11 protein-coding genes and 1 rRNA gene are annotated in these 12236 nt (G+C 38.0%); 6 read left to right on the top strand and 6 right to left on the bottom strand.

Annotation, left to right across the window (positions count from 1 at the left end; all coding sequences use genetic code 11):
• Nucleotides 1-11 precede the first annotated feature (11 nt).
• The 5 genes from tssE to AC1M87_RS01545 form a co-directional block, all read right to left on the bottom strand.
• Nucleotides 12-491 carry a type VI secretion system baseplate subunit TssE gene (gene tssE, locus AC1M87_RS01565; RefSeq protein ID WP_481592762.1) on the bottom strand — a complete coding sequence of 160 codons (480 nt, stop codon included), beginning with the start codon at nt 489-491 and terminating at the stop codon, nt 12-14.
• Between the two features lie 68 nt (nt 492-559).
• Nucleotides 560-1063, bottom strand: coding sequence for an Hcp family type VI secretion system effector (locus AC1M87_RS01560; protein ID WP_092766611.1), 504 nt, complete (start codon nt 1061-1063; stop codon nt 560-562).
• 44 nt (nt 1064-1107) lie between these two features.
• Nucleotides 1108-2589, bottom strand: a complete 1482-nt coding sequence (tssC, locus tag AC1M87_RS01555; protein ID WP_092766612.1) for a type VI secretion system contractile sheath large subunit — start codon at nt 2587-2589, stop codon at nt 1108-1110.
• Nucleotides 2582-3094 carry a type VI secretion system contractile sheath small subunit gene (gene tssB, locus AC1M87_RS01550; RefSeq protein ID WP_092766613.1) on the bottom strand — a complete coding sequence of 171 codons (513 nt, stop codon included), beginning with the start codon at nt 3092-3094 and terminating at the stop codon, nt 2582-2584. Before tssB ends, tssC begins: the two co-directional genes overlap by 8 nt.
• A 28-nt stretch (nt 3095-3122) precedes the next feature.
• Nucleotides 3123-3710: a hypothetical protein gene (locus tag AC1M87_RS01545; RefSeq protein WP_092766614.1), complete on the bottom strand. Its 588-nt coding sequence runs from the start codon at nt 3708-3710 to the stop codon at nt 3123-3125.
• A gap of 433 nt (nt 3711-4143) precedes the next feature.
• Between AC1M87_RS01545 and tssH the strand changes: the two genes are divergently transcribed.
• Genes tssH through AC1M87_RS01515 form a run of 6 tightly spaced genes read left to right on the top strand, consistent with a single transcriptional unit; the run spans nt 4144 to nt 11778 of the window.
• Nucleotides 4144-6840 (top strand): type VI secretion system ATPase TssH, encoded by a 2697-nt coding sequence (gene tssH, locus AC1M87_RS01540; protein ID WP_481592879.1) that lies wholly within the window; start codon nt 4144-4146, stop codon nt 6838-6840.
• 22 nt (nt 6841-6862) lie between these two features.
• A complete protein-coding gene (gene tssA / locus AC1M87_RS01535; protein ID WP_481592878.1) occupies nt 6863-7981 on the top strand; it encodes a type VI secretion system protein TssA in 1119 nt (372 codons plus the stop codon).
• A 5-nt stretch (nt 7982-7986) separates the two neighbouring features.
• On the top strand, nt 7987-9351 hold the full coding sequence (gene tssK, locus AC1M87_RS01530) for a type VI secretion system baseplate subunit TssK (RefSeq protein ID WP_481592761.1): 1365 nt from the start codon (nt 7987-7989) through the stop codon (nt 9349-9351).
• A gap of 19 nt (nt 9352-9370) precedes the next feature.
• Nucleotides 9371-10174, top strand: a complete 804-nt coding sequence (gene icmH / locus AC1M87_RS01525; RefSeq protein ID WP_481592014.1) for a type IVB secretion system protein IcmH/DotU — start codon at nt 9371-9373, stop codon at nt 10172-10174.
• A gap of 12 nt (nt 10175-10186) precedes the next feature.
• Nucleotides 10187-10804 carry a hypothetical protein gene (locus AC1M87_RS01520; RefSeq protein WP_481592760.1) on the top strand — a complete coding sequence of 206 codons (618 nt, stop codon included), beginning with the start codon at nt 10187-10189 and terminating at the stop codon, nt 10802-10804.
• Entirely contained in the window at nt 10801-11778 is a 978-nt protein-coding gene (locus AC1M87_RS01515) for a M15 family metallopeptidase (protein WP_180029098.1), read from the top strand. The genes AC1M87_RS01520 and AC1M87_RS01515 overlap by 4 nt, the downstream gene beginning before the upstream one ends.
• A 215-nt stretch (nt 11779-11993) precedes the next feature.
• On the opposite strand, the gene rrf is transcribed toward AC1M87_RS01515, so the two are convergent.
• A 5S ribosomal RNA gene (rrf, locus tag AC1M87_RS01510) occupies nt 11994-12108 on the bottom strand.
• Between the last annotated feature and the right edge of the window lie 128 nt (nt 12109-12236).

The following is a 12236-nucleotide window of genomic DNA, read 5'->3' as shown; positions in this document are numbered from 1 at the left end:
AAGCCCCAATCTTAAGATCTAGCCGAAATTACATATTGTTGTGTCGTTGGTTTCAATAAAGCATCAAAAACTACAGGCTCATACAATGGATGGATATTTAAATATGCTTGAATACTGAGGCAAAGTGCGCCCATATTGTCGCTGTCTAACAGCATTTCAACTTGAATTTGTCGTAGGCGAGGTTCATGTGCCGCAATGGACTGCTGAATAGATTGGCAAATTTTGTCTCGATCCATTGGATTCGCTGTTGATAATCCAACAAAATCAATAATGCCAAACTGTGCAATCGAGCCTTTAACCGTAGGGAAGTCATCAATCTGATCAAACTTAGCTACTCGACTATTGAGTAGATCTTCCAAGTCATGTGCAACAGATTCACGCAGCTCTTGCATAGACAAGCCTTTGATCTGATCCTCGTATTCTGGAATCAAGCGATCAAATAAAGTTGAACGGAAGCCAAATGGATAAAGATGATCTAAATTTGTTTTCATCTTGCCTACTCTAGAAGATGAATAAAGGCCAACTTAAGTCAGCCCCTACTCCTCTCACTTTCAAGACTTTAAGCTTTGTAGCTTGCAGTGTTGTTAGAAAGTGACCATTGCTTCGTGATCGCACCTTTTTGAGTACCATCGATATCTTGTTGGTTATATGTCCACTCAACAGCAGCATATTTCAAACCAAATGCTTCAGTCGGAACACCTTCAGCATTTACAGATGGTGTTACGCTTGAAACTAGAACATGTTTCAATTTGATTTGAAGGTACTTGATACGCTTATCACCATTCGCACGGTAGTAATCGATTTGTACTTCATCAAAAGTGTAACCAGCAGAACATGCTTCCCAAAGTTTCGGGCTAGTCGCATCTAAATCTTTAACGAACAACATGTCTGAATGTTCAACACGCTCAGAAGTATGACCACCAACACTTGAAGATGTCGCAGATTTAGGCTGACGGATGTTATGAGACCAAGAATTAACTTCCAACCAATCTTTGTGCTCAGTGTCACGAGATTCGCCGTCTACTTTGTATTTTCCTCGAAATTGAACATATATATCTTTCATGAAGATTTCCTGTTTTATTTAACGTTATTATAAAGTTGCTCTATTTAATTAGAGGACTGAGGTAACTCAGTGACAAGTCTCAAAGATACCGACAACTCGTCCAACTGGAAGTGCGGTCTTAAAAACACGACCGATTTGTAGTGACCAGGGTTTGCCGGGTCTTCCACAACTTTTACAGATGCTTCACGAAGCGGGCGCTTAGCTTTAGCCTCTTGTGATGCACCATCATCTAGTAATACATATTGAGATAACCAATCATTCAAGAAGCTTTCTACATTTCCAGCTGAAGCAAAACTTCCGACTTTATCTCGCATCATTGCTTTCAAATAATGCGCAATACGCGACACAGCCATGATGTATTGAATCTGGCTTGAAAGTGCTGAATTTGCATTCGCTGTATCGCTATCATATTTCTTAGGCTTTTGGGTCGATTGAGCCCCAAAGAACGCTGCGTAGTCTGTGTTTTTGCAGTGTACTAATGGAATAAAACCGAGATCGCTCAACTCTTTCTCACGGCGGTCCGTAATCGCAACTTCTGTCGGACACTTAAATACGACTTCACCATCATTAGTTTTGAAAGTATGTACTGGCAAGCCTTCTACTAAACCACCACCTTCAACCCCACGAATTGCTGCACACCAACCATGCATATCAAATGCATTCGTTAAACGTGTACCGAAACCGTATGCTGCATTCATCCAGAGATATTGATCGTGATCTTCACCTGAGACTTCTTCAACGAAGTTAAAGCCTTCTGTTGCCCAACCCTCTTTAGGGTCATAAGGTAGGCGACCTAAAACACGTGGCATAGTTAAAGCCACATAGCGAGAATCATCACTTTCACGGAATGAGCGCCACTGTACATATTCTGCAGTTTCAAAAATTTTAGATACATCACGAGGACGATCAATTTCAGTGAAAGATTCAAGACCTAGAATTGAAGGGCTTGCTGCTGAAATAAAGGGTGCATGAGAGGCAGCGGCAACATGAGAGATTTGTTCTAAAAGATACATATCTGACGGTGTGCGATCGAACTCAAAATCACCAATCAAAGTTGCGTATGGTGCACCACCAAAAGAACCATATTCTTCTTCATACACTTTTTTGAACAATGTGCTTTGATCAAAGTCAGTTGCGCCTTGGAAGTCCTTAATCAATTCTTTTTTAGTGGTATTTAAAATGCGGATTTTAATTAAAGGATTTGATGGTGTTTCTTGACAGAAGTAGTAAAGTCCACGCCAAGTCGATTCAATCTTTTGAAACTGTTCATGATGCATAATTTTACTTAATTGAGCAGAAATTAAAGCATCAATTTCAGCAATACGCTTATCTATTGAGACCGTCATGTTTTCTGAAACAGTAATTGTTCCAGCCATAACTTCTTTGGCTAATTCACCAATTAAATTTTTCGCACGAACATGTTCATCATCGTTACGCGCAATTCGACTTTGTTCAACAATCGAATCTAGAAGACTCGTTTCTTCAACAGCATTGCTTGTCGCAGGTGCGGTTTGTAAATTACTCACGGTCGTCGCCTCCTGCTTCAGCACTTAATTTGCGTACTTGATCTGTATTTTGAAGAATTTCATCAAGCAGATCTTCTAAACGTTCACTATTTGAAATTTTATTACGCAAATCTGAAAGGCGTTCACGCGCTTCAACCAATTTGCGTAAAGGGTCAACTTGTTGAACAACATTTTCAGGTCGGAAATCTTCCATTGAGTTAAAAGTAAGATCTACCGACATATTTCCACCCTCTTCCGAAATTGTGTTTTCAACTTGGAAGGCTGCTCTTGGTGCTAGCGAACTCATTACTTCATCAATGTTATCCAAATCCACATTAATAAATTTCTTATCTTTCAGTTTGGTTCTTTCAAGTTCAGATGCTGCTGAGAAGTCCCCTAATACACCAACAACAAAAGGAAGTTCTTTTATTTCTTTACCATCACCTACTTCTACGTCATACGTCAGTTGTACTCGAGGTGGTCGGATGCGTTGTAATTTTTTTTGAACACTTTCACGCTTAGCCATATTATTTTTTCCTAAATTTGTAATTTGATCAGTTCAACGAGCCAAACGGATTCTCACGTTTTGGTGCTGCTGGTTTTTCAACTTTCGCAGGTGTCGTTGTTTTAGCAGGTGTTGTTTTTGCTGGAGTCGATGCACGGCGCGTTGTACGTGCAGGCTGTCGAGTAGTTCGAGTCTCTTGAACACGCTTAGGGGCTTCTTCAACTTTGGTTTCGATTACAGTCAAAGGTTTAGCTTTTTTAACTGCTTCAGAAAGTGCCAACGCAGGTTCGTAAGTCTCTTCAGTCAAATAACGTACTTCTGGTCCACGCATTTGCTCTAATGCCTCATTCGCGATTCCGATTCCAGCTAAAAACTTAGTATCTGTTAACGATGAGTGCTGAACATTTTGTGCATTAAGACTGTTCACCAATTGAAGTGCTTTCTGATTTTGTCCGATTTGTTGAAAACGCTGAGCTGCTTGTGCTAGAAAACCATTTTTGTTGTCTTTATTTTTTTTATCACATGCTTGAGCATAAATTTGTAGCAATGTCTGGTCTGTTTCACCCGCTACTAATGGATGATCTTTAACACAACCTCTTTTGAGTTTTACTTCATCTGCGTAAGTTGTAGACGCCATCCCCAACCCAATTAGCAGAGTTGTAAGCAGAATTTTAGTATTCAAAACACACCCTCATTTATTATAAAATTTACATTAACTATATGATTCATTAAATCATTTTTTTAACACACTCAATGTTTAGAGCAATGTCTTCTATATATTAGATTTAATTAAAATTTAAACTTATAAATGCAAACTTAGTCAACATTATGACCATTATAATAAAGAAACAATTAAGCTTTTTAAGTTACAAAATTATATAGTTCTGTAAACGATTCACACTATAGGATAGTTTTTTTATCACCTTTATTTAGGTAGAATAAAAAATATGGGTGAATTTTTTCATACTAAAAATTATTGTTTATTAAATATTTAGTCGTTAAAAATCTTAAAAATAGACGTTATGCAGGTTTATTTTAAGTAACTATAAATAATTTGAACACAGAGAATTCTGATGAATAACTTGAAAATTTTGATTACAAAACTATCTCCTACGACAAGAACAGCACTAGAAAAGTCTGCAAATTATTGTATTAATCAACAAAATTATGAAATCGAAATTGAACATCTACTCTTCGAATTATTAAATCAAAACGTAAAAAATGATCTCTCCATTTTGCTCGATCACTATAAAATTTCTAAAAATGCACTGATCGATGATTTACAAGAAACGATTTCGCACTTGCCCAAAGGCAATACGCGTACACCTATTTTTGCTCAATCGATTGTACGTTTGCTAGAACAAGCTTGGCTTATCGCTTCCGCAGATCAAACCCCAGTCATCCGTAGCGGACACTTATTAGTTGCGTTATTGACTGCAGGAGATTTATATCAAATCGCGCTTCGTGCATCGAGTTTATTCGATCTGTTCCCGATTGATACGATGAAACACAAATTTATAGAAATTTGTAGAGCTAGCATTGAAGAGCATCTCCCTCAAGCTGATCATCAAAATGATGTTCAGGATCAGGATACGATTCAAAGTTCAGAATCTCATGTAAAAACACCTGCACTAGATCAATACACCATTAACTTGACTCAAAAAGCGCTTAACGGTGGGATTGATCCTGTCATTGGACGTGAGTTTGAAATTCGCCTTATGTTGGATATTCTGATGCGTCGTCGTCAAAATAATCCTATTTTAACGGGTGAGCCAGGCGTAGGTAAAACTGCTGTCGTTGAAGGTTTAGCGCTGAAGATTGCCAACAACCAAGTGCCTGATGCATTAAAAAATGTACATATCCATGTTCTTGATATGGGTCTATTACAAGCAGGTGCAAGTGTAAAAGGTGAGTTTGAAAATCGCTTAAAACAAGTCATCCAAGAGGTTCAAAGTTCCGCTCATCCTATCATCATCTTCATTGATGAAGCACACACACTGATTGGTGCAGGCGGTCAAGCGGGTCAAAATGATGCGGCGAATCTCCTTAAACCAGCCTTAGCACGTGGCGAGTTAAGAACAATTGCTGCAACTACATGGGCTGAATATAAGCAATATTTTGAAAAAGATGCGGCGCTCAGTCGTCGTTTCCAAGTCGTCAAAGTTGAAGAACCGACTGAAGAGGTTGCGATTGATATGCTTCGCGCCATGATTCCTGTAATGGCTAAACACTTTAATCTTCAAATCGATGACGAAGCCATTGTGACTGCTGTTCATTCTTCACATCGATATATTGCTGGTCGACAACTCCCAGATAAAGCAGTGAGTGTTTTAGATACTGCTGCCGCTCGTGTGGCATTGACTCAGAATGCTCAGCCAGTAAAGTTAGATCAGCTACATGCTCAACATCATAATTTATTGCTTGAATTAGATATTTTGGAACAAGAGAATAATCAGTTCCCACAGCATGACGAACGCATTTCCGATCTTAAAAATACGATCAATGAAATAGAAAATGAGTTAAATACCACAACTGAAAAGTGGAAACAAGAAATTGAAATTGTTCAACAAATTAAAACACTTGAGCAAAAAAATTCTGAAATAAAAGATGAAGAACAAAGTAATGATTTTAAAAATCAGATTCAGCAACTTAGATCAGATTTAAAAATATTACAAGGTGAACAACCTCTGGTATTTGAACGTGTTAATGCTCAAATCATTAATGAGATTATCTCAGACTGGACTGGTATTCCTGTAGGAAAAATGGTCAATGACGAAATTAAGCAAATTCTAAGTTTAGAAGAAAAACTGGAACAACGAGTCATGGGGCAAGACTATGCCCTGCATCAACTTGTTCAAGGAATCAAAACCTCTAAAGCAAAACTTGAAGATCCAAACAAGCCTCAAGGGGTATTTATGTTGGTTGGGCCAAGTGGTGTAGGGAAAACAGAAACGGCTTTAGCTTTAGCCAATGAGCTGTATGGTGGGGAATCTCATCTCATCACGATTAACATGTCTGAGTATCAAGAGGCTCATACTGTTTCCTCATTGAAAGGTGCGCCTCCAGGCTATGTAGGATATGGTCAAGGTGGTGTCCTCACTGAAGCTGTTAGACGCAATCCGTATAGCGTTGTTTTGTTAGATGAAATTGAAAAAGCACATTCAGATGTTCAAGAGTTGTTTTACCAAGTTTTTGACAAAGGCACACTTGAAGATGGTGAAGGACGTGTTATCGATTTTAAAAACACCACAATTTTATTGACCTCTAACACTGGCTCAAGCGCAATTATGCAGGCCTGTTTGACTAAACCTGTAGAAGAATGGCCTACGGCAGAAGACTTAATTGAACATTTAAAGCCAAGTTTATATAAACAGTTTAAACCGGCCTTCTTGGGACGTATGCGTATCGTGCCTTACTTCCCACTCCATGATGATCTACTTGTGCGTATTATTCATCATAAGTTAGGCAAAATTACTGATCGTATTTTCAAACAATATCAAACACGTGTTGAGTACACGGATGATTTGGTGGAACTCCTCTTAAGTCGCTGTACAGAAGTCGATAGTGGCGCACGTAATGTCGACAATATTCTAAACTCTTCAGTTTTACCTGAACTTGCAACACAAATATTGATCGCCTTGGCTGATAACAAAGTCCCTAAGTTAATTCAAATTGATAGCAAAGATGACATGATTGAGTATCGATTAGATCCAACAACAGCACCGAAAAAGCGTAAAGCCACCAAAAAGAAAATTGTTGAAGCATAATTATTTGAGTATATAAATGAATATGAACATTGATATAGAACAGCTACTTCAACCAATCTCAGATCAAGCAATCTGTGGCGAAGATCTATCTTTTTCGAATGAATTTCATGAGATCAAGAAAGCGAAAACCCAAGATGATCCGCTCTTAGATATGGGGGATTGGGTAGCTGAACCTAAACAAGCAGATTGGTCATTTGTTTCGGCAAAATGTATCGATGTTCTGACTCAAAAAAGTAAGGATATTCGTTTATTGACTTGGTTAAGCGAGGCTTGGAGTCAACTCTACGGTTACGAAGGAGTCGCTCGTAGCCTTGAGCTTTCGCATCGTATGTTATCCAATTATTGGAAAGATATACATCCTGAAATTGAAGATGATGATTTAGATCAACGTCTGGGTTTATTGCAAGGTTTGACTTCTCAGTTACCTGCTTTGATTAAACGTGTTCCACTCATCAATTCAGCTCCTTTGTATTCAATCTACGATTATGAAAAATTACTGCATCAACAAAATGTAAGATTAAAAAATGCTGATGATTATGGATCTTCTCAGAATCATCCAGAAATCGAGCAGTTCGAACAAAGCTTATTTAATACCTCAAAAAGTTTCCAATACAACAATTATCAGTTCTTTTTAGAAATTTTGACGCACTGGGATACCCTCAAGCAAGTACTTGATCAACTGATGCAATTAGATGCTCCAAGTTTCGCAAATACTGATTCTCAGTTGGAAGACATACATAAAACACTGAAAAAAATTTACAAAGCAGATGCATTTTTAATGTCTGAGGATACTCCTGACATGAATCAAGACCTACAATTCCAAGAAAACAATTCAAATATAAATTCTGCTCCAACAGCAAATATACAAGCAGCAGTAACTCAGCAGTCATTTCAACCTCAACCACAAAGTCATCTACAAAATCGTGAACAAGCAATGCGGGTGCTTAAAGATATTGCGGATTATTTTCAAGCAAATGAACCACATAGTCCTGTGAGTTATATGCTTCAAAAAACCATTAAATGGAGCCAAATGCCGCTTCATGAATGGCTCGCACAAGTCATTAAAAACGATAACAACCCATTGGAATCAGTCCATGAACTCTTGGGTGTAAAAAATAGCAATGAATCTAATGAATGGTAATCTCAATGTTTAAAGCAGAAAAAGTACTGTGGGGTGAAGGTCTATTTTTAAGACCGCAGCACTTTCAAATTCAAGACAGTTATCATGAACAGCGTTTAAATCAAACTATTCGCTCCACCATTCCATTCGCATATGGGGTACAACAGCTCAAATTTGATGAATCTCAATTAACGACCCATGTGCTAGCAATTGAGCACATTGAAATGATTTGGCAAGATGGTGAAATTTACGCTGCTCCTTCGCGAGATCTTTTACCTCAGCCCGTACTGCTCGATGAGCTCAATTTCCGTGGTGAAATGACCATTTTTCTTGCGCTCCCTATCGTTCAACCAAACAAGCGTAATATCGCCCATGAGGCTTCGACACAACCAAGTCGATATCATTCGTATCTGAATGAAACTCATGATTTGTTCACAGATGCCACACCTGCTGAAATTACTTACATTCGTCGTCGTGCTGAGCTGAAATTGCTGGAATCTCAGAATGATACTCCTCATGAACTGGATGGTTTTTTATATTTGCCGATAGGAAAAATTAAGCGTCATAGTTCAGGAAGCTTTGAACTTGATACAAAATTTATTCCACCAATTTTGCATATTGCTTCATGTGAGTCATTGGTTGCTAATTTAAAACGTACCTTGAATGTCATTAAAGCAAAAATCAAAACTATTCAAACCAACAATCGCGAAAACGAACAAAAATTAATTGAATTTAGATCAGGTGACATTGTTTCATTTTGGCTAGTGAATGCATTGAATACTGCTCATGCAACTCTCAGCCATTTATTGACTCATCCCCAAATTCACCCTGAACGCTTATTTTTTGAATTACTCAGATTGACTGGCTCATTATTGACATTCTCAACAGCCTATGAAGTTGAACATTTACCTCAATATCAACATCATAATTTACAAGATAGCTTTGCGCAGTTAGATGTCATTTTAAGAGAGTTACTTGACACAATCATTTCAAGTCGATACTTCAATATCAGTCTTAAAGAAATACGTCCTTCGTATTGGGTTGGTAGCTTAGAGTCAGATAAGATCACTCGCGAATCTCGTCTGTATATTGCTGTGTCTAGTTCAATGATGCAGACACACGAACTTGTACAAATTGTCCCACTACGTTTTAAAGTGGGCACAACAGTCGATGTTGAGCAACGTGTCGTCTCTGCATTGCCTGCTATTCCGATTCACCATTTGATGCAAGTACCTACTGCGATTCCAGTCCGCTCTGGTGTGAGTTATTTTGAAATTGAACCTCATCATGAACTCTATCAACGCATGTTGGAGTCTGAAACCATCTGTATTTATGTACCTGCTGGATTCCAAGATATCAGTATTGAACTCATCGCAGTGATGAATGGCTAGAGATTGAGAAGAGAAAAATATGAATATGCCTAATGGAGCACCTTCACTGTTCGATGACGGTCAGATTGGAGCAGGCTCTACACCACAGCAACAGAATAAATTGACACAGTCTTCTAATTTGGTTGATTTAATGCATGACGGTTTCTATATCGTTTTTTTAATTCGTAACCAATACGTTCCTGACAATGTCGATGAATTTCGCCAAAAAATCATGGATCAACTACAACGTTTCGAATTACAAGCGAAGAAGTTGCAGTTCTCAGCCGAGGATATCCATGATGCAAAATATGCATTTTGTGCATTACTTGATGAAACGATTGTCACACAACAGGACCCTAGTTATTTCCATTTACAAAATTCGTGGTTAATTAGTCCTCTTCAGTTAACTTTATTTGGATCTCAACTCGCAGGTTATCAATTTTTTGACTTATTAGAAAAAATTAGAACTCGTGGAAAAGATCGCTTAGCGGCTTTAGAAGTTTTTCACTACTGTTTACTGTTAGGTTTTCAAGGTAAATACCGTATTGAATCAATTGAAAGCTTAAATCATTTGGTTGCACGCGTAGGCGATGAAATAGATTATTTAAAAGGTAAAAAAGCCCTCTTTTCACCTTTCGCTGCATTGCCTGATCAAATTAAAAACATTATTCATAGAGAACTTCCATTCGCTTGGATTCTATTATTTTTACTCCTCTTTGCATTATTGGCATTTTCTGGACTTCGCTATATGCTCAGTCAACAAGAGACCAAAGCCATGACTCAATATAATAATGTCATTAGTGCACCTGCTGAACAGGCCCACATAACGATTCATTTACCATAAAAGATATTCAATATGAGCCAAGAAAAGAAAAATATTAGAGTCCTTACACCTACTAAAAAAAATAAAAAAATTTCGCCTCTAGTAAGTGGGATCATTGGTGTAGCAATTGGTATCTCTGCCACATCTTTAGCTTTTTATACCTATTTAAATCAACCAAGCTTCCAACCGATTAACGCAGCAGATACAGATTCAACACACTCAAATGATAAATTGTCCAATATTGATTCGGGAATCACCCAAGCTGATCAAAACGAGCAATCTGAACCTGATGAATATCACCAAGCTCAACCCAAGCTAAATGAGCTTAATAATATTTTCAAACATCAGCAAACAAACTCTGCTCAAGCAACTCAACCAGTGACTTCAAGTAAAAATCCCTTTGAATCAACTTTTAATCAAGCGCAACCTTTAAGTAACAAAACTCCCCAAGTTCCACCTAAAGCAGAACCAGTAAAAAAGACCACAACTGAAGCATTACCGAAAACCATAAAAAAGCCTGAGTCTAAGCCTACGACAGCCAATGCAAATAAAGTTGCTGAAAGTAAAGCTGACACTGATGAAAATATTGATATTCCTGTAGCCAGCGTAGAAGTTTCAGTCACACGAACTGCGAAAGAACCTGCACCGTGATTTTTTTTATCATTGTCAGTTTTGTGATATTAATCATCGCACTGACTTTATTGATGTCTTATGAGATAAGACAAAAAGTAATAGATTTTGCACAAAGCTTATTACCACAAGGTAAAAAAAAGCTTTTAAACGCACGTAAATTTGCACATGAAATGAATCATGCTGCTTCAGCAGACCAAATTCAAACGCATTGGCACTTACAGCAATGGTGGATACTCATTGCTGGTTTTTTCTTACTTAGCAGTATTATGCTTTTTGCTTTTACAAAACCCGTTGATCCTACAAAAATAGAAGCGAACTATTTAAAGAAAGCTGATCCTCAAATTTATAACTTATTAAATGGGGAAATTCTTTCCCCTCCACCAGAGGTTGAAGAAAGTCTCGTCGATGCAGCAATCGTTGAAGCTGTACGTCTTGAGCAACAATATCAAGCTCAAACTGGCGGTTCTGTTTCATCTACAACTATTCCTAATGTAGAAAATTCAGAGTTTTCTCATGGTCATCTCGATACTTCAATGGTAAATCGTAAGTGGGACAAGATGCATCCACGCTATAAACAACGATTACTTATGGTCTTCAAAATTATGAAGGAACAACATGGCTATGAATTAGTATTACTAGAGGGTTATCGTAGTCCTGCACGACAAAATAGCCTATCTCGGAATAAAGCAACCACTTTAGCGACTGCATACCGTAGCTATCACCAATTTGGTTTAGCAGCTGATGTCGCATTCAAGCGAGATGGTAAAGTCGTTATTTCTGAACGTGATCCTTGGGCTATGCGTGGCTATCAGTTATATGGTCAAGTTGCTGAGTCTGTCGGTTTAGTTTGGGGAGGACGTTGGACAAAAATTCATGACTACGGTCATACAGAATATCGAATGCCTGGCTTGGTTCGTAGCAAGGAAACTCATGATCGTTTCATGCGAGAAGCTGAACAAGGTAATTTAATGGCAAGCAATATAGAACAGTAATAATCCGTTGATTCTCTTTTCAAAATGCCTGTTAACGATACAGGCATTTTTGTATTTATTGATATATTTTGCGCTTGTAATTAACTATGTGAAGACATCGATTTAGAAGTTAATTTTTCCGTACCCATGCATTTCCCTTAATTTTATTTGTTTATTTTTTTCTTTACTGCATAAAAAAACACCCCCTTCTATTGAAGGGGGTGTTTAGAATAATGAGCTGGCGATGACTTACTCTCACATGGGTAACCCCACACTACCATCAGCGCTAAGAGGTTTCACTTCTGAGTTCGGGAAGGGATCAGGTGGTTCACTCTTGCTATTGTCGCCAGCACAACTGTTGTGACTTTGCTTGGGTCTTATTCGCATATATTGTTTGCGTGCCTTTGCTTGGTCAAAGAAGTTATTAACAGCTATTTGAGTTGCTTTAATTTGTGCAGTTTAGCGTTTTATCTAACTAA

This window comes from Acinetobacter sp. 24-47-62, assembly GCF_056779765.1.
This window is presented reverse-complemented; position numbering and strand designations above follow the sequence as displayed.